The 21801-nt window shown below is 62.0% G+C and carries 18 protein-coding genes; 9 read left to right on the forward strand and 9 right to left on the reverse strand.

All coding sequences use genetic code 11. From position 1 onward, the window contains the following. Positions 1 to 45: 45 nt before the first annotated feature. The 3 genes from AMC99_RS11575 to AMC99_RS11585 form a co-directional block, all read right to left on the reverse strand. A complete protein-coding gene (locus tag AMC99_RS11575; protein WP_061926711.1) occupies positions 46 to 495 on the reverse strand; it encodes a MaoC family dehydratase in 450 nt (149 codons plus the stop codon). 96 nt (positions 496 to 591) lie between these two features. Next, positions 592 to 1965: a DUF5935 domain-containing protein gene (locus AMC99_RS11580; RefSeq protein WP_061926713.1), complete on the reverse strand. Its 1374-nt coding sequence runs from the start codon at positions 1963 to 1965 to the stop codon at positions 592 to 594. Next, positions 1962 to 2141: a hypothetical protein gene (locus tag AMC99_RS11585; protein ID WP_061926716.1), complete on the reverse strand. Its 180-nt coding sequence runs from the start codon at positions 2139 to 2141 to the stop codon at positions 1962 to 1964. Before AMC99_RS11585 ends, AMC99_RS11580 begins: the two co-directional genes overlap by 4 nt. Before the next feature lie 112 nt (positions 2142 to 2253). Here AMC99_RS11585 and AMC99_RS11590 point away from each other — a divergent pair, with 112 nt between their 5' ends. The 6 genes from AMC99_RS11590 to AMC99_RS11615 all read left to right on the forward strand — a co-directional run bounded on the left by AMC99_RS11590 (position 2254) and on the right by AMC99_RS11615 (position 12729). Continuing rightward, entirely contained in the window at positions 2254 to 3486 is a 1233-nt protein-coding gene (locus tag AMC99_RS11590) for a TIGR04063 family PEP-CTERM/XrtA system glycosyltransferase (protein ID WP_061926718.1), read from the forward strand. A 33-nt stretch (positions 3487 to 3519) separates the two neighbouring features. Beyond that, positions 3520 to 4428 carry a hypothetical protein gene (locus AMC99_RS11595; RefSeq protein WP_061926720.1) on the forward strand — a complete coding sequence of 303 codons (909 nt, stop codon included), beginning with the start codon at positions 3520 to 3522 and terminating at the stop codon, positions 4426 to 4428. 247 nt (positions 4429 to 4675) lie between these two features. Then, positions 4676 to 9334 carry a glutamate synthase large subunit gene (gene gltB / locus AMC99_RS11600; RefSeq protein WP_061926722.1) on the forward strand — a complete coding sequence of 1553 codons (4659 nt, stop codon included), beginning with the start codon at positions 4676 to 4678 and terminating at the stop codon, positions 9332 to 9334. A gap of 11 nt (positions 9335 to 9345) precedes the next feature. Continuing rightward, on the forward strand, positions 9346 to 10782 hold the full coding sequence (locus AMC99_RS11605) for a glutamate synthase subunit beta (protein ID WP_061926724.1): 1437 nt from the start codon (positions 9346 to 9348) through the stop codon (positions 10780 to 10782). 346 nt (positions 10783 to 11128) lie between these two features. Then, the gene (locus tag AMC99_RS11610; protein WP_157058315.1) at positions 11129 to 12316 is read left to right on the forward strand and encodes a carbohydrate porin; all 1188 of its coding nucleotides are present in this window, start codon (positions 11129 to 11131) and stop codon (positions 12314 to 12316) included. 5 nt (positions 12317 to 12321) lie between these two features. Continuing rightward, the gene (locus tag AMC99_RS11615; RefSeq protein ID WP_061926728.1) at positions 12322 to 12729 is read left to right on the forward strand and encodes a hypothetical protein; all 408 of its coding nucleotides are present in this window, start codon (positions 12322 to 12324) and stop codon (positions 12727 to 12729) included. Between the two features lie 12 nt (positions 12730 to 12741). Here AMC99_RS11615 and AMC99_RS11620 read toward each other — a convergent pair whose 3' ends face one another. Both AMC99_RS11620 and ung read right to left on the reverse strand, forming a co-directional pair. Next, positions 12742 to 13527, reverse strand: coding sequence for an enoyl-CoA hydratase (locus tag AMC99_RS11620; RefSeq protein ID WP_157058316.1), 786 nt, complete (start codon positions 13525 to 13527; stop codon positions 12742 to 12744). Positions 13528 to 13595: 68 nt separating this feature from the next. Next, entirely contained in the window at positions 13596 to 14276 is a 681-nt protein-coding gene (gene ung, locus AMC99_RS11625; protein ID WP_061927981.1) for a uracil-DNA glycosylase, read from the reverse strand. A gap of 82 nt (positions 14277 to 14358) precedes the next feature. On the opposite strand from ung, the gene AMC99_RS11630 reads away from it, so the two are divergent. The 3 genes from AMC99_RS11630 to AMC99_RS11640 are packed head-to-tail and all read left to right on the forward strand — an operon-like array spanning position 14359 to position 16226. After that, positions 14359 to 14976: a ribonuclease D gene (locus AMC99_RS11630; RefSeq protein ID WP_061926730.1), complete on the forward strand. Its 618-nt coding sequence runs from the start codon at positions 14359 to 14361 to the stop codon at positions 14974 to 14976. A gap of 24 nt (positions 14977 to 15000) precedes the next feature. Then, positions 15001 to 15666 carry an LPS export ABC transporter periplasmic protein LptC gene (gene lptC, locus AMC99_RS11635; protein WP_061926732.1) on the forward strand — a complete coding sequence of 222 codons (666 nt, stop codon included), beginning with the start codon at positions 15001 to 15003 and terminating at the stop codon, positions 15664 to 15666. Continuing rightward, positions 15666 to 16226 carry an LptA/OstA family protein gene (locus tag AMC99_RS11640; protein WP_061927983.1) on the forward strand — a complete coding sequence of 187 codons (561 nt, stop codon included), beginning with the start codon at positions 15666 to 15668 and terminating at the stop codon, positions 16224 to 16226. The genes lptC and AMC99_RS11640 overlap by 1 nt, the downstream gene beginning before the upstream one ends. A gap of 25 nt (positions 16227 to 16251) precedes the next feature. Here AMC99_RS11640 and AMC99_RS11645 read toward each other — a convergent pair whose 3' ends face one another. The 4 genes from AMC99_RS11645 to leuS form a co-directional block, all read right to left on the reverse strand. Continuing rightward, complete coding sequence (locus tag AMC99_RS11645) at positions 16252 to 17655, reverse strand: sugar transferase (RefSeq protein WP_061926734.1); 1404 nt, start codon at positions 17653 to 17655, stop codon at positions 16252 to 16254. Between the two features lie 90 nt (positions 17656 to 17745). After that, positions 17746 to 18774: a DNA polymerase III subunit delta gene (gene holA / locus AMC99_RS11650; protein ID WP_061926735.1), complete on the reverse strand. Its 1029-nt coding sequence runs from the start codon at positions 18772 to 18774 to the stop codon at positions 17746 to 17748. Further along, the gene (gene lptE / locus AMC99_RS11655; protein WP_061926737.1) at positions 18771 to 19286 is read right to left on the reverse strand and encodes an LPS assembly lipoprotein LptE; all 516 of its coding nucleotides are present in this window, start codon (positions 19284 to 19286) and stop codon (positions 18771 to 18773) included. The genes holA and lptE overlap by 4 nt, the downstream gene beginning before the upstream one ends. Next, the gene (leuS, locus tag AMC99_RS11660) at positions 19286 to 21799 is read right to left on the reverse strand and encodes a leucine--tRNA ligase (protein ID WP_061926739.1); all 2514 of its coding nucleotides are present in this window, start codon (positions 21797 to 21799) and stop codon (positions 19286 to 19288) included. The genes lptE and leuS overlap by 1 nt, the downstream gene beginning before the upstream one ends. Between the last annotated feature and the right edge of the window lie 2 nt (positions 21800 to 21801).

Raw genomic sequence — 21801 nt, forward strand, 5'->3', positions numbered from 1 at the left:
GGGGAGGGTTGCCCGGCGAGCGTTCTCGCCAGCCGGGCTGGATAATCAGACGAAAAGCTGCGTGATCCATTCGCAGATCAGGGCGGGCTTGTCCTCGCCTTCGATCTCGATGGTGATTTCGCTGGTCTGCTGCCACTGGCCGGGGCGCTTCTCGATCATTTCGACCAGTTTCCAGTGGCCGCGGATGCGCTTGCCCGAACGGACCGGGCTAATGAAGCGGGTTTTGTTGCCGCCGTAGTTCACGCCCATCTTCACGCCGTCGATGCGCGGCATGTCGCTGTTGGCGCTGAGGTAGGGGATCATCGACAGGGTCAGGAAGCCATGGGCGATGGTGCCGCCGAACGGCGTCATCTTGGCCTTTTCCTCGTCGATATGGATGAACTGGTGGTCACCTGTTGCATCGGCGAACTGGTTGATGCGCTCCTGGCTCATCTCGACCCATTCGCTGGTGCCGATGTTCTCTCCGGTCTTCGCTGCCAATTCCTGCGGGGTCATGCGGATCTCCTCTCATTGCGCATGCGGCGAGTCTCGCCGCGTCGGCGGGACTCATGGCGCATGGAGACCGGAAGCGCAATCAAGTTTCCGTAAACGTCAACCTGCCGCTACGGCACGCGTGTCGTGCAATGCCCGGCGCGGGCGCCGCTTTTCGACGTTCCTGCTCGAATCGAGCCGCTGGCAATAGGAATGGAACCCGATCTGCATGCCCAGGATCATCAGCACGACCGGCTGGTAAGCGATGCCCTGGAACAATGCACCGACAAGATAGATGACGCTCGCCATCTGCAAGGCGATGGCAAGGGGGCGCTGCCATTGTTCGTCAGGACCGGTGCGATCCTTCCAGCGGCGGCGCAGTTTCTCCATTTGCCAGACGCCCAGCCCCTGGAGCCAGAGCCACAAGGCGAGGCCCGGCCAGCCCTGTTCGCCCAACATTTCGAAGATTGCGGAATGATATGCGCGGGCATTGTCGGTGACGTCGCGATATTCGATCACCGTAGTATTGGCGTTCTTCTCTCGCACAGGCATCACATAGGTAAAGCTGTTGCCGCGAAAGGCATCGAAGCCTCCGCCCATCGGCCTCTCGCTGGCGTAGTCTATCGTCCATTCCCAGACGGCGACGCGCGTAGAAGCGCTTTCATCGCCCCCCGGGCTGCCCAGTGTCGCCATGCGCTCATAATAGCTTTGCGGCAGGAACGGCAATGCCAGGAGGCCGAGCGCCCCGGCCGCGACGAGATAGGTCAGGCGGCGCTTCACATCTCGCAGCGCCATGACCCCGAGCACTGCGATACAAAGAAGGCCGGTTCGCGCCTCTGTCCCGACGGGAATGAGCAGGCAGGCAAAGATCAGGGCATAGGCGAAGAGCTTCACTCGCCAGTCCGGCGGAAAGACGGTGCCGTGATGCGTGAACCACACGATCATCGGGATCAGCGCAATCGCGACCGTCGCCAGCGTGGAGCTTTCGTAGATCCCGCTATTGTCGTTGACGAAGAAGTAGAGGCTTTCATAGCCGCCGCCCCCGCCCACCGTCTTGAGCCCTGCGCTGATAACGATGGCGCCAACGGTCAGGATGATGACCAGGCCAAGCGCCTCGATCCGAAGGCGGGTAGTGATGGTGAGCGGCAGGAAGATGGCGAAGACAAGGGCCTTCCACACCCACTCCCATTTCTCCTTCGCCTCTACCGGGAAATCGGCGTGCGAAGTCGTCCAGGCGCAATAGAGCAACAGCGCCAGCATCAGGCCCTGGCGCAATGTGAAGCGAGCGCCCTCTTTCCTGTCGAGGAACAACCATCCGCCGAACGCCGCGAGGAATGCGATCAGCGAAACCGGGACCGACTGGATGATGCCGTAACCGATCCGCTGCGGCGCAAGGATGTCGATATAGACGTAGGCCAGCACCCAGAGATACGGACGACGCAGCCCGAGAACGAGGATGAAGCCGATGAAGGCGAGGAAGACGAGGTCGATCACGGCCGGCGCCTGCCCCTTTGCCGGCGCGACTTCGAACCGATCTCGTCAGGCTCGACGACCTGTTCTGCACTGGCGGCAGTTTCGCTTTCGGCATCCAGCCCCTCGCGTGTCGCCAGTCGCAGGAACGCGACGACGAGCAGTCCATGGGCCAGGGCAAGGGCGAAATAGTCGATCACTGGAGCTGCATTTTCCTGCTTCGGCGAGGGCGCACCATGCGCATCCCCTGCACCGCGTCTATCAGCAGGCAGTTGACGGCCCGTTAAGCACATCTGTGGCACATACCCTGCCATCATGCGCATCTTGCACGTCCTCGACCATTCGCTCCCGCTCCATAGCGGCTACACCTTCCGCACGCGCGCCATCCTGAAAAGCCAGCAGGCGGCGGGTTTGGACGTTCGCGGCGTCACAGGGTTGAGGCATTTTGCGGAAGGTCCGCCGGTCGAAGAAGCCGACGGCCTCCTGTTCCATCGCACGCCGGGCGCAGCCGATGGTCCTCCCGGACTGCGCGAATGGCGAGAAATCTCTCGTTTCGCAGACGAAATGGAGAAAGTCGTCGCCGATTGGCGCCCCGACGTCATCCATGCCCATTCGCCTGCACTCTGCGGCCAGGCAGCAATGCGGCTCGCCCAGCGCCACGATATTCCCCTGGTCTATGAAATTCGCGCATTCTGGGAAGATGCGGCTGTCGGCAATGGCACCGGGCGTGAAGGTTCCGTGAAATACCGCCTGACACGCGCACTCGAAAACCGCGTCGTTGCAGGGGCCGATGCCGTATTCACCATCTGCCACGGTTTGCGCGACGACCTGATCGAGCGCGGCTTTCCTCCCGGAAAGATCGGCATTTCACCCAACGGTGTCGACATGTCGCTGTTCGGCGAACCTGTCGATAGGGACGAAGCACTTGCCGCCGAACTCGGTTTTTCGGCAGGAGACCCTGTGATCGGTTTCATCGGCAGCTTCTACGATTACGAGGGGCTGGACGACCTGATCGCAGCCATGCCTTTGCTGCGCGAAGAGTATCCGGCCGCGCGCCTGCTCCTTGTCGGCGGCGGTCCGATGGACGAGGCCTTGCGTGCGCAAGCCCGCGCCCTGCCCGATCCGGGTTCGGTCGTATTCACGGGCCGTGTGCCGCATTCCGAAGTCGAGCGCTATTACTCGCTGATCGATGTCCTCGCATATCCGCGCAAGAAAAGCCGCCTGACCGATCTCGTGACACCGCTGAAGCCGCTGGAAGCGATGGCGCAGCAACGCCTCGTCGCAGCCTCGGACGTGGGTGGGCATCGCGAACTGATGACGGGCGGCGTTCACGGAGCGCTGTTCCCGGCCGACGACCCCGAGGGGTGCGCCGACGCGCTTGCGGACCTGCTTTCTCACAAGGCCGACTGGCCTGCGATGAAAGCGGCTGCACTCGATCACGTCCGCCAGCGCCACGACTGGGCAACTAATGTCGGGCGTTATCTCCTCGTTTACCACGACCTGATAGCCAGCAGGCAAAGCGGTGAAGGCAGGCGTGCGGCCTGACCTGAGCCTCAACGCAAGACGGACGGTTATTCGATGATTCGGGCCAGATCGAAACCAGCACAGGCTAAAACCACGATTGCACGCCATCCGGCGTTTGCGCTGATCCTCAGCCTGTGGGTCGCGGCGCTCATGGGCCTCGCGATCATGGTGTTGCCGGTCGGGCTGATCGAAGGGCTGGTAGCGCGACTGCGCATTGCCGATTTCGTACCTGCTGCCGCGCCTCCGCTGGGTAATACGGCACGCATGCTGCTGGCGCTCGGCTTTGCTGGTGTCGGCGCCATCACCGGCTTCATTGCGGCACGCGCCCTTGCACGGCTCACCAGCCGTCCTGCCAAGCAGGAAGTCAGCCAGGACGACCCGGACGCCGACGAAGCCGACCACCTGCCATTTGATTACGTCGACGATGAAGATGCGTTCGGCGATGAGCCCGAAACGCAAGAACATGCGTTCGGCGATACTCCTGCCCCATCCATCATCAATGTCAGCGACCTGGGGGTCGATGCTTTCGACAGTCCGATCGACGATCACGACGATGACCTCAATCAAGAGCATGACCCTGAACCGGAATTCGAAAGCGAAGGCACTGAAGACGAGCAGGCCGACCTTCTTGACACTTACGCACCGACCACCCCGGCACAGGGCATCGATCTGCTGCGCGAACGCAGTGTCGAGGAATTGAGCCTCGCAGAGCTGGTGGAACGCTTCGCCGGTGCGCTGGCAGATCGCCGCGAAATGATCGCAAGAAATCCCGACTTGCGTGGGCAAGCCGAACCGGTGATCGCCGAAGCCCTCAAAGCGCTCACCCGGCACCACCGCCCTGCACCGATGCATGTGAGCCAGGGCAATGCGGCGGTCGCCCTCTCGACCCGCGAGCAGGCGGACGAGACAGAGGCCGCCCTTCGCGACGCGCTGCAAAAACTGCAGTCGATGAGCGGCGGCTAACCTCCCGCTTTCGCTCCGAAAATTCGAAAATCGGTGCGACTGCATATTCGCGGCGGCTAAAGTGGCGCTTTAGCGCGCTCAATCGAATTCACGCGCCTTCGCAGTTGCAAAAACACGTTCCTTTCGCCAAAGGAAACTCTCGCGACATTTTTATTTCCCCGGTCTCCGGGGTGAATCGCGCTTCATTGCCTCGCGCACATTCAGGGTGCCCGATGTGATGGGGTGTCGGCGATGGGAAGAAAGATAGATGGGTTACCCGGTGCAAGGCCTGCCCGAGGGGCAGGGTCTTTACGATCCGCGCAATGAACATGACGCCTGTGGTGTGGGCTTTGTCGCTCATATCAAAGGCGCGAAATCGCATGCGATCGTAATCCAGGCACTGGAAATCCTCGCCAATCTCGACCACCGCGGCGCTGTCGGCGCCGACCCCCTGCTGGGGGACGGTGCGGGCATCCTGCTGCAGATTCCCGACCCGCTGTTCCGCAAATGGGCGGAGAGCGAAGGCAAGGAACTTCCGCAGCCGGGCGATTATGCCGTCGCCATGTGCTTCATGCCGCAGGACGCGGCATCGCGCGCATTCGTGACCGAGCAGCTCGAAAAATTTACGGCGAAGGAAGGCCAGCGCCTGATCGGGTGGCGCGACGTGCCCACCACGCTCGACGGGCTGGGCGATGCCGTGATCGCTTCGATGCCGGTGATGCAACAGGCGATCATCGCCCGCGGAGAGAATTGCGCCGACCAGGACGCGTTCGAGCGCAAGCTGATCGTCATCCGCAAGCAGACGTTGAACCCGCTCGCCAAGCTGGCCGAGAAGCACGATCTGCCCGGCCTCGTCCAGACCTACATCCCGAGCTTTTCGAGCCGCACGATCGTCTACAAGGGGCTGCTACTCGCCAACCAGGTCGGCAGCTATTACGACGACCTGCGCGATCCCGATTGCGTTTCGGCGCTGGGCCTGGTGCACCAGCGTTTCAGCACCAACACCTTCCCGAGCTGGCGCCTTGCCCACCCTTATCGACTGATCGCGCACAATGGCGAGATCAACACGGTTCGCGGCAATGTGAACTGGATGAATGCACGCCGCCGCACGATGGAAAGCGACCTGCTCGGTCCCGACCTCGACAAGATGTGGCCGCTGATCCCGCACGGCCAGTCGGATACGGCCTGCCTCGACAACGCCCTCGAACTGCTGCTCGCCGGCGGATACAGCCTCGCGCATGCGATGATGATGCTGATCCCCGAAGCTTGGGCGAAGAACGAGCTGATGGATCCGGCACGCCGCGCGTTCTACGAATATCACGCCGCGCTGATGGAGCCATGGGACGGCCCGGCCGCGGTTGCCTTTACCGACGGCCGCCAGATCGGTGCGACGCTGGACCGCAACGGTCTGCGTCCGGCGCGCTATTGCGTGACCAAGGACGACCTCGTCTGTCTCGCGTCGGAAAGCGGCGTCCTGCCGTTCGCCGAAGAAGACATCGTGCGCAAATGGCGCCTTCAGCCCGGCAAGATGCTGCTGATCGATTTCGAACAGGGCCGCATCATCGAGGATGAAGAGCTCAAGGCCGAACTCGCTGCCGCTCACCCTTACGAAAAATGGCTCGAGCAGGCACAGTACCAGCTGCAGGATATCGAGGACATCGAACCCGACCTGAGCGAGGTGCCCGAACACACAACCACCCTGCTGCAGCGCCAGCAGGCATTCGGCTACACGCAGGAAGACGTGTCGAAATTCCTCGAGCCGATGATGCTCGATTCGGACGATCCGATCGGTTCGATGGGCACCGATACGCCCATCGCCGTGCTGTCGGACCGTTCGCGCCTGCTGTACGATTATTTCAAGCAGAACTTCGCGCAGGTCACCAATCCGCCGATCGACCCGATCCGCGAAGAACTGGTGATGAGCCTGCTGTCGATGATCGGGCCGCGCCCCAACCTGCTGGGCCGCGAAGCCGGCACGCACAAGCGTCTCGAAGTCATGCAGCCGATCCTCACCAACGAGGACCTGGCTAAGATCCGCTCGGTCGAAGCGGTGCTCGACGGGGCGTTCCGCACCGCGACCATCGACATGACCTGGGATGCTGCAAGCGGCGTCGAGGGTATCGAGCTTGCGATCAAGGAAATGTGCTGGGCTGCCACCGAAGCCGTGCTGCAGGACCACAACATCCTGATCCTGTCGGACCGCGCGCAGGGGCCCGACCGTATTGCCATGCCGGCGCTGCTCGCGACTGCGGCAGTGCACCATCACCTCGTCCGGCAGGGCCTGCGCATGCAGACTGGCCTTGTGATCGAAACCGGCGAAGCGCGCGAAGTGCACCATTTCTGTGTTCTGGCCGGATACGGCGCGGAAGCGATCAACCCCTATGTCGCGATGGAGACGCTGGAAGACCTGCGTTCCAAACGCCATCCCGACCTCGACGCGGACGAGCTGCGCCAGCACTATGTGAAGGCCATCGGCAAGGGGATCCGCAAGGTCATGTCCAAGATGGGCATCTCGACCTACCAGTCCTACTGCGGCGCGCAGATTTTCGACGCTGTCGGCCTCTGCTCGCAGTTCATCGACAACTACTTCACCGGCACGGCGACGACGATCGAAGGTGTCGGACTGAAGGAAGTGGCCCAGGAATCCGTGCTGCGCCACGCACAGGCCTATGGCGACAATCCGCTGTACGAGAACATGCTCGATGTCGGCGGGATGTACCAATACCGCCTTCGCGGCGAAGCCCATGCCTGGACGCCTGCCAATATCGCGCAGCTCCAGCATGCAGTGCGCGGTAACGACCACAAGAACTACGAAGAGTTCGCCAAGTCGATCAACGAGCAGTCGGAACGCTTGCTGACCATCCGCGGCCTGATGGCCCTGAAACCGGCTGAAAGCGGGGCGATCTCGCTCGACGAGGTCGAGCCCGCTGCCGAAATCGTCAAGCGTTTCAGCACCGGCGCGATGAGCTTCGGTTCGATCAGCCATGAAGCGCACTCGACGCTGGCCATCGCCATGAACCGCATCGGCGGCCGCTCGAACACGGGTGAAGGCGGCGAAGAGCCAGAGCGCTTCCAGCCGCTCGACAATGGCGATTCGATGCGCAGCCGGATCAAGCAGGTTGCCAGCGGTCGTTTTGGCGTGACCACCGAATATCTCGTCAATTCGGACGACATCCAGATCAAGATGGCCCAGGGCGCAAAGCCCGGCGAAGGCGGCCAGCTGCCCGGCCACAAAGTCGACAAGCGCATCGGCGCGGTGCGTCATTCGACCCCGGGCGTGGGCCTGATCTCGCCGCCGCCGCACCACGACATCTATTCGATCGAGGATCTCGCGCAGCTGATCCACGACCTCAAGAACGTCCAGCCGTCTGCGCGCATATCGGTCAAGCTGGTGTCCGAAGTGGGCGTCGGCACGGTAGCCGCAGGCGTATCGAAGGCGCGTGCCGATCACGTGACGATCTCCGGCTATGACGGCGGTACCGGCGCATCTCCGCTGACCAGCCTGACCCATGCCGGCAGCCCGTGGGAAATCGGCCTTGCAGAAACGCAGCAAACGCTGCTGCTGAACGACCTGCGCAGCCGCATTGCGGTTCAGGTCGATGGCGGTCTTCGCACCGGCCGCGATGTTGCCATCGGCGCATTGCTGGGCGCGGACGAGTTCGGTTTCGCCACGGCTCCGCTGATTGCCGCAGGCTGCATCATGATGCGCAAGTGCCACCTCAACACCTGCCCGGTCGGCGTCGCGACCCAGGACCCGGTCCTGCGCGCAAGGTTCACCGGCCAGCCCGAGCATGTCGTCAACTACATGTTCTTCGTTGCCGAGGAACTGCGCCAGATCATGGCCGAAATGGGCTTCCGCACGGTCGAGGAAATGATCGGCCGGGTCGACCGGCTCGACATGCGCCGCGTCCATCGCCACTGGAAGGCAGAAGGCGTCGACCTGTCGCGCCTGCTCCACACCGTCGCTGTCGACGATGGCAGCGCGCTTCACCAAACTGGCACGCAGGACCATGGCCTGGGCGCCGCAATGGACAATGAACTGATCGAGGCATGTCGCCCGGCGATCGATTCAGGCCAGGCGGTGCAGATCGACCGGACCATCCGCAACGTCAACCGTACGGTCGGCGCCATGCTGTCCGGCGAAATCGCTCGCGCACACGGCCATTCGGGCCTTGCCCCGGACACGGTCCGCATCAACCTGACCGGTGTTGCCGGGCAGAGCTTCGGTGCATGGCTCGCGCACGGCGTCACTCTCGACCTCACCGGTGATGCCAACGACTATGTCGGCAAGGGCCTGTCGGGCGGCCGGATCGTCGTTCGCCCACCTGAAGGCGTGGATCGCAATCCGACCGAGAACATCATCGTCGGCAATACAGTCCTCTATGGCGCTATCGCAGGCGAGGCCTATTTCAACGGTGTTGCCGGCGAACGCTTCGCGGTTCGCAATTCCGGTGCAATTGCAGTTGTCGAGGGAACAGGCGACCACGGCTGCGAATACATGACTGGCGGCGTCGTCGTCGTCCTTGGCCAGACCGGCCGGAACTTCGCTGCCGGTATGAGCGGCGGGATCGCCTATATCTACGATCCGCAGGGACAGTTCGCCGATCTCGTCAATCCGGCGCAGGTCGATCTCGTCCCGATCTCGACAGATCCCGATCAGGACGAAGGCACCGGACGTCCGCAACAGCGCCCGCGCTCGGTGAATGATTTCGGCATGGGCGACATGCTGCGCCACGACGCCGAACGCCTCAGGATCCTGGTCGAACGACACAAGTTGCACACCGGATCGGCGCGAGCGACGGAACTGCTCGACAATTGGGACGAAGCCATCAGGTCCTTCGTGAAGGTCATGCCGCGCGACTACAAGCGCGCGCTCGAAACGCTCGAGGCCGAACGCCTCGAAGCGGAATCGGTAGCGGCAGAGTAAGGGTCAGAATAATGGGTAAGGAAACCGGCTTTCTCGAGCTCGACCGCAAGGATCGCGACTATCTCGATCCGGCAGAGCGCCTCGGCAACTATCGCGAGTTCGTGATCCAGCCGCCCGACGATGCACTGCAGGCACAGGCGAGCCGCTGCATGAACTGCGGCATCCCCTATTGTCACAACGGCTGTCCGGTGAACAACATCATTCCGGACTGGAACCATCTGGTTTACGAAGGCGACTGGAAGAATGCGCTGACAGTGCTGCATTCGACCAACAATTTCCCGGAATTCACCGGGCGCATCTGTCCTGCCCCGTGCGAGGCAGCATGCACGCTCAACATCGTCGACCAGCCGGTCACCATCAAGTCGATCGAATGCGCCATCGTCGATCGCGGATGGAAGGAAGGCTGGATCGAGCCGCAGGTGCCCGAGAAGAAAACGGGCAAATCGGTGGCTGTCGTCGGCTCCGGTCCGGCAGGCCTTGCATGCGCACAGCAGCTTGCACGCGCCGGCCATGCCGTGACGGTCTTCGAGAAGAGCGACCGCATCGGCGGCCTGCTGCGCTACGGCATTCCCGACTTCAAGATGGAAAAGCATCTGATCAACCGCCGCGGCGTGCAGATGGAAGCCGAAGGCGTGACCTTCAAGACGTCGAAGGAAGTCGGCGTCGACGTGTCGTTCAAGAGCCTCGAAGAAAACTTCGATGCGATCGTAATGGCGGGCGGCTCAGAAGATGCGCGCGCGCTTGCCATTCCCGGTGCAGAGATGCCTGGCGTCCGCCTGGCAATGGAGTTCCTGACCCAGCAGAACAAGCGCAACGCAGGCGACGACGAAGTCCGCGCCGCACCGCGCGGATCGCTGCTCGCGACCGGCAAGAAGGTCGTCGTCATCGGCGGCGGTGACACCGGCAGCGACTGTGTCGGCACTTCCAACCGGCAGGGCGCAGAAAGCGTGGTCCAGCTAGAGATCATGCCCAAGCCGCCCGAAAAGGAAGACAAGGCGCTGACCTGGCCCGACTGGCCGCTCAAGCTGCGCACCTCGTCAAGCCACCAAGAGGGCGTCGAACGCGATTGGGCCGTATTGACCAAGCGCGTCGTCGGCGACGGGGAAACCATCACCGGCCTCGAATGCGTCCGCGTCGAATGGGCCGACGGCAAGATGCAGGAGATCGAAGGCTCAGAATTCACGATCGAGGCCGACCTCATCCTGCTGGCGATGGGGTTCGTTGGTCCGAAGAAGGCGGGCATGCTCGACCAGTCGGGCGTGGAACTGACCGATCGCGGTAACGTCGCAGCCGATACCGAGGACTACGCGACCTCGGTCGACAAGGTTTTCGCCTGCGGTGACATGCGTCGCGGCCAGAGCCTGGTCGTCTGGGCAATCCGTGAAGGGAGGCAGGCGGCGCGCGCTGTCGACGAATTCCTGATGGGAGCAACACAGCTGCCGCGTTGATACTTCGCGGCGCATGTCGCTTTCATACAATTCACGCAAAGCCCCTCCCCGCATAGCGTTACATAGAAATCGCCGATCCGGATGCATTTTTGTGCAATCCGGATTGAATTCGCGAATAATGTCAGTTTAAATATCGGACTGAGCTGACCGGATTAAAGTCTTTGACTTAATAGAGATCAGCAATGCGAGCGGGGGGTCAGGGGTCGTGAATTCTGAAATTCGAAGGCCTTCATTTGCAAGGCGAGGGCTTTTTAGAAGCTGCGCGACCTGTCTCGCGCTCATTTCTGCCCCGGTCATTGCCGAAGACGGTGCAACCCCGGCTTCTAACCCAAGCGATGCTGTCGTTTTGTCGGGTGCCGCAACGATGGATGGCGCAGCCCAGTCCAACGCCTCCAGCCCCGATGCTCCGCCGCAGCCCTCGACCCCCGCCAGCACCCCTTCTGCATCGATCAAGTCCCGTGTGCTGTTCTCGCAATTCGCCGATCTGCCCGTGTCGGGCGACGCCGATGGTACGCTTCGCTATGGTGGCAAGATCGACGGCTATTTCGATATTGGCGGCAGTGCGCTCGGCATCGACGACAGCTGGTCGGTCCACATCCATCCCGAATTCAAATATGGCGAGAGCGCCAACGGGCTGGTCGGCTTGCTTCCGAGCAATACCCAGTTGTTCTATCCCGACGAAGGCGATGTCTTCGACCTAAACGTCAATATTACCAAGCGCTGGAAAAGCGGCACGAGCTTGACCGTTGGCAAGGTCAACGTGCTCGATCTTGCCGCGCAATTGCCGGTTGTCGGCGGTGGTGGTCACGACGGTTTCCAGAACCTGGCCATGGCGCTCCCGCCATCCGCCATCGTCCCCGGCTCGATTACCGGCGCGCTCTTGAACGTGCCGACCAAAAAGGCGCTCTATCGCTTCTGGGTTTTCGATCCCCAATCGCAATCGACGAAGACGGGCTTTGAAAGCCCCTTCGACAAGGGCGTGGCTTTTCTTTCGTCAGTCACCATACCGACCAAGATCGGTGGGAAGCCCGGCTATTACGCCCTGAAGCTGGCAGGATCGACACGCAGCGAGATTGCAGCGGAGTCCCTGCCGGCCGCGCTGATACCGGCACCGGGTTCGAGTTTCGGACACAGGAAGGGCGAATTCAGCGCAGTGCTGGCTGGTTACCAGTTCATCGGTGTCTATCCAGAGGCGCCGGGCAAGGGCTGGGGTATTTTCGGCCAGGTGTATCTGTCGAACGGTGATCCGACCTTCCTCGACAAGAGCGGCTTCATCGGCATTTCGGGTAATCCGCGTTTCCGGACGCAGGACCGTTTCGGCATCGCGTGGTTCCGTTATTCGCTGACCGACGACCTCATCGACGTGCTCGCTAACCGCGTGCCGCTCGAAGATGAGGAGGGCGTAGAAGCCTTTTACACCCTCGGCCTTTCCAAGAATCTGCGCCTGACGGCAGATGTACAAATCGTCGATAGCGCGGTTGCCGTGCGAGACACCGGTGTAACGGCCGGTATGCGTCTAACTGCCGAATTCTGAATTTCATGCTGCGAAACGCTTCAAGGTTCCGGCACTTCGTCGAATATCACAAGCCGCGTTTTTCCGAGCTTCTCGGCCCCTTGGCGGAGGTATCGTTCGAAGAAGGTTGCTGCCTTGATTATCCGCATGTCCGCTTGTCGCTCAGCATCGACTATCGCGATGGCTGGATCGATCCTTTCCTCGTCCCGCATGGGCCATCACCAGCCGACATCTGGCGGCACCATGCAGCGTTCTTCCACCCGATCGTCGAGAGTGAATTCGATCCCCCTAGCCGGGGCGCTCTCCTGAACGACGCCCATTTCGAGGATCTGTTCGAACAGGTCGAACCAATAGCCCCGCTATTTGTCAGCGCTTCCAGCGCTTCGGATGCGCAGCGGAAGGCAGCTCGCAATGCAAAAGCGGGGCGCCGCTAGTCCTTTTTTCGCCTATTGCCCGCGACCGCGCGCCTGAACACCTGCACGACGCGCCTCGACTTCTTCCGGTGAAACCTGCGCATTGGCCTCGCTCGACAGCTTGGCTTCCAGCTTGAGTCCATCGCCGAAGCTTGTCGCATATCCATCGTCGATGAGCTTCTTGTACCGGGCAAGGAAATCGGGGTCGATACTCGCCATATCGGCTGCCAGCTTGCGCGCAAGCGGCAGCAGTTCCTCCGGCTCGACCACGTGATTGACCAGCCCCCAATCCTTTGCCGTTTGCGCGTCGAGGAAGTTGCCAGTGAAGGAAAGCTCCTTGGCCCGGCTGATGCCGATCATGCGCGACAGTTTCTGCGACAGCCCCCAGCCCGGCACGATGCCGACGCGTGCGTGCGTGTCGGCGAAGCGGGCAGCCGTGCTCGCAACCAGTACGTCGCAGGCGAGTGCAACCTCGAAGCCGCCGGTGATGGCGACGCCGTTGATCGCGCCGATCACAGGTTTACTACAAACCTCGATCGCCTTGACCGGGTTCTCGTCGGCGCCTTCCGCATTGGCGGCACCCATGGCGGTCGGATCGGAACCGAGCTCCTTCAGGTCGAGACCTGCCGTAAAAGCTCGCTCACCAGCGCCCGTCAGGATGACGGCGCGGATATCGTCATTCGCATCCACCTCGCACATCACCTCGTACAGGCGGGCACGAAGCGCCTTGGACAGCGCATTCATCGCATCGGGGCGGTTCAACGTGACCGTCGCCACATTGTCTTCGACCGAAAGCAGGACCAGATCTTGCGTATTCATATCGTCACTCCCCGATTGCTTGGGATGGCCCCGCGCTCACCGTCTGTAAGTATTTTCCAAGCTGCGTCTCACCATTCGATCGGGTCAAGATCGTGACGGCTGAGAAACTCGTTTACCTGGCTGAACGGCTTGGACCCGAAAAATCCCGAGTGCGCCGACAGTGGGCTGGGATGCGGGCTGGTCAGGACCAAGTGATGACTGCCCGAACCCAGCCCCCTGACCCGGCTGGCCTTTTTCTTCGCATGGTTGCCCCACAAAATGAATGCCGTAGGGGCTCCGCGATCGACCACCGCCTGGACACAGGCATCTGTAATCGCGTCCCAGCCTCGGCCGGCATGGCTCCCGGCCTGGCCCGCTTCGACAGTCAACGTGTTGTTGAGCAGCAGCACGCCTTGCCGCGCCCATTTTTCCAGGTTGCCGCTGACAGGGCGCTCGACTCCGAGGTCGGCGGCGAGTTCCTTGTAGATGTTCACCAGCGAGGGCGGTTGCTTGACGCCATCGGGCACGGAAAATGCGAGGCCATGGGCCTGACCCGGGCCGTGATAGGGGTCCTGCCCCAGGATCACGACCTTGACGCTTTCGAGCGGAGTGAAAGCAAGAGCGTTGAGACGCTGGCCCTGCGGCGGGTAGATCTGCTTGCCCGCATCCGCTTCGTTCCTCAGCCAGCCACCGAGCTTGCGCGAATCCGGCGTTTGCAGGACCGGTTCGAGCGCGGGGCGCCAACTCGGGGGGATCGGGTCGCTGGTCATGTAACCGGAATAACTGCCGTATCGGGCAGCCGCCACCACCCTCTTCCCCTATTTCCCCAATGCGCCTAAGGCCTCAACCCGTATGACTGTACATTTCCATGAAGAAGACCTTGCCGCTGACGTCGTCTTTGACGGACCCGTCGCGGTCGATACCGAAACCATGGGTCTCATCACCCATCGCGATCGCCTTTGCGTCGTGCAGATCAGCGATGGCAAGGGTGACGAACATCTCGTCCGCTTCGGCCCCGACAGCACTTATGATGCCCCCAACCTGAAAGCGGTTCTCGGCGATCCGGATCGGCTCAAGCTCTATCATTTCGCCCGCTTCGACCTGGCGGCGATCGAGCATTACATGGGTGTCATGGCCGGACCTGTCTTCTGCACGAAGATCGCCAGCAAGCTGGTGCGCACCTATACCGACCGGCATGGCCTCAAGAACCTGATCGACGAACTGCTCAACGAGAACATTTCGAAGCAGCAGCAGTCGAGCGACTGGGGCGGTCCGGTCTTGTCCGATGCCCAGCGCGAATACGCCGCGAGCGACGTGCGCTACCTTCATCGCCTGCGCGAGGAACTGGTCCGCCGGCTCGAGCGTGAAGGGCGGATGGAAATGGCCCAGGCATGCTTCGATTTCCTGCCTACACGCGCGCGGCTCGACCTTGCCGGTTGGCCCGACCGCGACATATTCAGCCACGAATAAGGTCCTGGTGCGTTAGGCAGTCGAATGGTCATCAAACGCCGCATCGAAACGAGTGAAGCCAAGGCGCTGCGCAACCAGCGCCAGCATTTCGCCGTGCCCGGCGGTAGCCATGACAAGATGGTCGGCTTTCTGGCCAAGGCGCTGCCGATGGCGATCGGTGTGCTTGCGGCACTGATGGTCATCACACCGCTCAGTCCGCGCGGCGAAGTCTCGTTCCTGCTCGACCGCAACAAGGTCGCGATGATCGATAACCGCCTCAGCGTCGATAACGCGATGTATCGCGGTCAGGACAACCAGGGACGTCCTTTCTCGCTGACGGCCGGAGAAGCGGTGCAAAGGTCCAGCCGAGAAGGCATCGTGCGCATGCGCGACCTCGTCGCCAGCCTGCTCCTGCCCGAAGGGCCGGCGCGTATCAGTGCCGAGGCCGGTGCCTACAACATCGACGAGGAACTCGTGACGGTTGACGGTCCCCTGCGCATGTCGGCAGCGGACGGATATTCGATGGTCGCCCGCGATGTCTCCATCAACCTTGAAGACCGCCGCATGGTCGGAGCCGGCGGCGTCGAGGGTGCTGTGCCTGCAGGCACATTCTCTGCCAACCGGATAGAAGCCGATCTGGCAGAGCGCACCGTAACCCTTATCGGCGATGCCCGGCTGCAGATGCGGCCAGGCGAACTGAGGATGCCATGATGACAACGAAGCCCCGAAACCACCTCCGCACTGCCATCCGTTCTGGTGTCGGGGCGTTTGCCGTAACCCTCGTCGCCATGGCCGGTATCCAGCTTCACGCGCAGGCCATTGCGGGCCACAATTCGAATGCGCCTGTCTCTTACGAAGCAGGCCGGATCGAATTGCAGGATCGCCAGAATCGCGTCGTCCTGTCGGGGAATGTGATCGTTACGCAAGCCGGCCTTACGGTCCGGTCGAACCGCATGCTGGTCAATTATTCCGACGCCGGTTCGCTGAGCATCCAGCGGATCACCGCAACCGGAGGTGTTTCCGTGACCCGCGGCAACGAGGCGGCGCGCGGCGATGTCGCCGTGTATGACTTCAACCGGCGCATCATCACGATGGCAGGTAACGTACGTCTCAATCGTGGTGGGGATACGCTCAATGGCGGACGCCTCGTCATCGATCTGGCGAGCGGGGTCTCGAGCGTCGATGGCAGGGCTTCGGGTTCATCGCCGGTGACAGGCACAACCACCGATGGCAATGGCCGCGTGTCCGGCACCTTCCAGGTTCCGCAATAAATCTACCGTGCCGCGGCGGGTCAGGTCAGTATGCCTGCTCATGACGGAGCACGCGAAACGTTCGCCACGCAATCGCGACGTCGCGAGCAATCGACCAGCCAGCGATATATTCGAGATCGGACTGCAACCGGTCGACCAGGTCCTGCTCTTCGCGCGTACTGCCGCGCTGGCCACGGACCTGCGCAAGGCCGGTGAGGCCCGGCTTCAACGAGTGACGCTTCCAGTATCGGCTATCGATGTCCCAGAAGAACTTGTCGTTCGCACGGCTGCCGAGCGCATGGGGCCGCGGACCCACCACAGACATCTCGCCGCGCAGGACGTTCAATAGCTGAGGCAGTTCGTCGATACTGGTCGAACGCAGGGTCCGACCGACCCGGGTGATCCGGGAATCGTTCCTGCTGGTCGAACGGTCCCCCGCCTGATCCTCCAGTGCCACGCTCATGGTGCGCAGCTTGTACATGTTGAAGAACCTGTTTCCCCGACCGAGCCTGCGCTGGACGAAGAAGATCGGCCCTCCGTCCTCCAGCTTTATCCGGATCGCCGCCCAGACAAGTAAGGGAAACAGCACGACAATGCCGGTGCACGCAACTGTCAGATCGAATGCACGCTTTGCGGCTCTCGCGCGAATGCCCAATGGACCTGTCGATACGATGAGCGTCGCGACCGACTGGTCTTCGTAGCGCACGACGCCGAGGGCGCCGAGTTCGAACGCTCCGGACGAAACCACTTCGCCCTGCACCCCGGCAGCCTTGAGGCGGCGCGCCCAGCCTTCGCGCCTTGCCGGAGGACAGGTGACGATCACACGGTCCTGGAAATTGAGGATGCGACCCAGGCGGTTGAGCATGTGCGGGTCGTCGCTCTCGGGATCGAGGCCCAGTTCCGCGGCCGAGAGCCTGCGAGAGCCTTCGAGTGCGAACGCGGGGCCGGCATCGTCGATGACGAGGAAATTTCGCACCTGACCGTTCCACACGGATGCGACCAGCTTGACAATTCCAATCCTGAATGCGGCAAGCAGCGCGACTGTGAACATCAGGCCAAGCGTGAAACTGCCGCGCGAGAAAACGGCGTTCGTCTTGAGATAGAATGCGATGAAGTTCAGCAGTGCAGCGGAAATCGCCAGAGTGATTGCAACCCGCTTCAATGCATAGCGAGTGTCCGTCAGCGCCCGTGCACAATAGGTGCTGTTGTAAAACGCGATCGTGTAGAATAGCGGCAGCATTAGCTGCGCCTGCATCAAGGCCCGCTGTTCCAGCCAGATACCTTCGTAGAGCAGCCCGCCCAGAGCGAAGCCGAGCATGAAGAGAATCGCATCGCCGAACAGGAGCGAGGCATAGAGCCACAAGCGCCGACGTTCGAGCGAGGGCGCGGCATTCGATGCTGCATCCTGCGCCGCAATCGCCTTTACCAGCTCATCGGCCGGCTTGTTCATTTCGCGCCCAACATGGTGACAGCGAATCTACGCGAAATCACGTAGGTTGTAGAGCGAAATTATCGGCGAAACTGTTGATGACTCAATCGATTAACGACGCGATGCGAAGCGCGCAATCTCGACAAGGTCTTGAGCTATCAGGGTTTCCGAGGCCTGACTGTTAGTCAGGAGCGAGCGATGCAGGTCGACCAGCCGGGGGCCCAAACGCTCCAGTTTGCGGCGATGCCAGCGCTGCAACTGGTTGCGGATATCCCGCTCTTCCTTCCAGAAGATCCCAAGCTGCGCCTTTTCGCCCCGGTTCATGTTTTCCAGCGAACCGTTCGGGCCAAGCCGCGCGTTGATCTGTACAAGCTGCGCAGCGCGGCGCTCGATCGCGAGCAACAGGCCGACAGGGTTCATGCTGTGCTCTCGCATCCGGCGCAATTCTCGGTCGAGCTTGCCCGTCTCTCCCGACAGCACTGCGTTGACGAGCGGCATGAAGCCGTCTTCCTCGGCAGCGGCCCCGATCGCATCCAGATCGGCCGCCTCCACCGTCTTGGGAGATTGCGGGGACGCATCGCAGTAAAGGGCCAGCTTGGTGACCTCGGATTGCGCCAGGCGGACGTCGAGGCCAGCACCGCGTGCAATCCGTTCGGCGAGGTCCCCGTTGAGCCTGAGACCAGCAGCGTCTGCCATCTGCCTGACGGAAGCTGCGACGGACGAAAGATCGGGCGGCCAGAACATTGCCACCAGAGCGTCCTTGCGCTTTTCCAGCAGCTTTGCCGTGCGCGATTTATCCGTAGCGCCGGTAGCGACCACGATAACCGGGCATGCATCCCCGTGCCCGAGCAGGTGGTTCCCGATGGCATCGAGCGCTTCGTCGCCATTGGCCCGCACATAGATGTGCCTTGATTCACCGAACAGCGAAGTAGAGCGCGCTTCATCGCCAAGGATTACGGGGTCGCGGCGAAGATCGGCACCGGACATTTCGACCCGTTCGCCCGGATCGTCGAGCAGCGAGATTATCCTGCTTGCGGCAGCCGAGGCTCCGGCTTCATCAGGTCCGCAGAAAAAGAAAACCGAACACTGCTGTGCCGCACGCTCGGCCGTTTGCGCAAAATCGCGCTGGGTCGCCTTCACTGCGAGTCTGCAGCGGTTGTGGCCGCCTCCACTTCGCGAAGCCGCAGTGCAATACGGCGCACCATTCGGTCCGCCACGTCCCGAGCGAGGTTTTCAAGCGCGGTCTGTTCCGCTGCGATCGTCGCATATTCGCTCGACACGACATCGACACCGGCATCGCTGCCCGCGGTTGCATCAAGCAGGATTTCGCCGCTTGCGATATCGATCAGCTGATAACGGGATCGCAGGATCCGCCTTTCACGGCTGATGGTGTCGTCGTTTAGGACACCCAGCCCCTCGAGCGAGTCGTCGAGCCTGACTTCTAGCCTGTATCGCGGGCTTGCCTCTCCGGCGACAGAAAGCCTGTCGACCAGCGCGTTGCGTACCAGCCAGCCATCGCGCCCCGGAATTGCCGGTACTTCGACGGCAGCAAGGTCGCGCGCAACGGTAGCGCCCGTGCCGCCCCCGTACATCGGCTGCAGGCCGCAAGCGGCAAGGGCCAGGGGTATCAAAAGGGCGAGTGCGCGGCGCATCAGGTGACGATATTCACCAATCTGTCTGGCACCACAATAACCTTGCGGATTTCTGCACCGTCGAGCGAGCGCTGGACCTTTTCCGAGGCGAGCGCCATCGCCTCGAGATCTTCTTTCGAGGCCCCCTTGGGCGCGGTCAGCGTGTCGCGGAGCTTGCCCTTGTGCTGGACGGCGATGGTGACCTCGTCTTCGACCAGGAGTGCCGGATCGACTTCGGGCCATGCAGCGTCGGCGACCAAGCCGCTCTCTCCGAGACCTGCCCAAGCCTCTTCCGCAAGGTGTGGCATCATCGGTGCGACCATCTGGACGAGGCTGCGAATTGCCTGGCTTCGGCTGGCAGACGGTGCAGCCTTTTCCACTGCTCCGGTCAGTTCATAGATGCGCGCAACAGCCTTGTTGAAGCCGAGCGCTTCGATGTCTTCGGCCACGGCGGCGATAGTCTGGTGGGTCTTGCGCAGCAGCGCCTTGTCCTCGCCCTCTGCCATCGCATCGTAAGAGCCGAACAGGCGCCACAGACGATGGACGAAACGGCTGCACCCTTCGATCCCGGCTTCGGACCACGGCAGGTCGCGTTCGGGCGGGCTGTCGGACAGCATGAACCAGCGCACAGCGTCTGCACCGTAGGTGTCGATGATCGTGTCGGGATCGACGACGTTCTTCTTCGACTTCGACATCTTGATGACGCGGCCGATTTCGACCTCGCCGCCATCAGCTTTCAGCAACGCCCGCTCGGCCTCGCGGCTGATTTCGTCGGGCGCGTAATAGACGGTCTTGCCGCCGTCCTTCCGGCTGTAGGTCTCATGCGTCACCATGCCTTGCGTGAACAGCGAGGCGAAGGGCTCCTTCACGTCGATCTGGCCCATATGCGCGAGCGCACGCGTCCAGAAGCGGGCATAGAGCAGGTGAAGGATCGCATGTTCGATCCCGCCGATATATTGCTCGACCGGCATCCACTTGGCGACTTCTTCGGGATCGAAGGGCCTGTCATCAGGCTGGCTTGCAAAGCGCAGGAAGTACCAGCTCGAATCCACGAAAGTATCGAGCGTATCGGTCTCCCGCTCGGCCTTGCCGCCGCACTTGGGGCAATCGACATGCTTCCACGTCGGGTGGCGCAGCAGCGGGTTGCCCGGTGTCTGGAAATCGACATCCTCGGGCAGCGTGATCGGCAGGCTTTCCTTGGGCGCAGGGACCACGCCGCAGGTGTCGCAATGGATGAAAGGGATGGGTGTGCCCCAGTAACGCTGGCGCGATACGCCCCAGTCGCGCAGGCGCCACACGGTCTTGCCCTGCCCGCGACCCTGCGCCTCGATGCGGCGAATGATTTCGCGCTTGGCATCTTCGACCTCCATCCCGTCGAGGAAGTCCGAATTGACGAGAACACCCTCACCGGCCTCTGCTTCGCCATCGAAAGGCTTTCCGGCCTCCTCGACACTGGGCGCAACGACGCGCGGAATAGGCAGGCCGTACTTGGTGGCGAAATCGAAGTCGCGCTGGTCGTGACCGGGGACGGCCATGATCGCGCCAGTACCGTATCCCATCAGCACGAAGTTCGCGATGAACACCGGCAGTTCCGCCCCGGTGAAGGGATGCCTGGCCGTAATGCCGGTGTCGAAACCCAGCTTCTCGGCGGTTTCGAGTTCGGCGGCGGTCGTGCCGCCCTTCTTGCACAGCGAAATGAACTCGTGCGCCTCGTCGCTATCGAGTGCCTGCGCGACCGGATGGTCGGCGGCGACCGCGACGAAGCTCGCCCCGAAGATCGTGTCCGGGCGCGTGGTATAGACCGGCAAGCTGACCCCGTTGGAGAGGTCGAAGCTGAATTCGAGGCCCTTGGACTTGCCGATCCAGTTTTCCTGCATCAGTTTGACCTTGTCAGGCCAGTTCTCGAGGCTGTCCAATCCGTCGAGCAGTTCCTCGGCAAAATCGGTGATCTTGAGGAACCACTGGTTGAGCTTGCGCTTCTCGACTTCCGCGCCGGAACGCCAGCCCTTGCCGTCGATGACCTGTTCGTTGGCGAGCACGGTCATGTCGACCGGATCCCAGTTCACCTCTGATTCCTTGCGGTAGACGAGGCCCGCTTCATAGAGGTCGATGAACAGCGCCTGCTCGTGGCCGTAATATTCGGGCTCGCAGGTGGCCAGCTCGCGGCTCCAGTCGAGCGCGAAGCCGAGGCGCTTCAGCTGCGCCTTCATGTGTTCGATATTGTCGCGGGTCCAGCCGCCCGGGTGCACGCCCTTCTCCATCGCCGCGTTTTCCGCGGGCATGCCGAAGGCGTCCCAGCCCATCGGGTGCAGTACCTCGTGCCCGGTCGCCTTCTTGTAGCGCGCCAGCACGTCGCCCATCGTGTAATTGCGTACGTGGCCGATGTGGATCCGTCCGCTGGGATAGGGGAACATCTCGAGCACGTAGCTCTTGGGCTTGGCGGAATTGCTGTCCGCCCGGAATGTGCCCGCTTCTTCCCAGGCATGCTGCCAGCGGCCGTCAGCCGTGGACGGATCGAAACGCGTATCGGTCATGT

This window comes from Altererythrobacter epoxidivorans, from assembly GCF_001281485.1.
Classification (GTDB): domain Bacteria; phylum Pseudomonadota; class Alphaproteobacteria; order Sphingomonadales; family Sphingomonadaceae; genus Erythrobacter; species Erythrobacter epoxidivorans.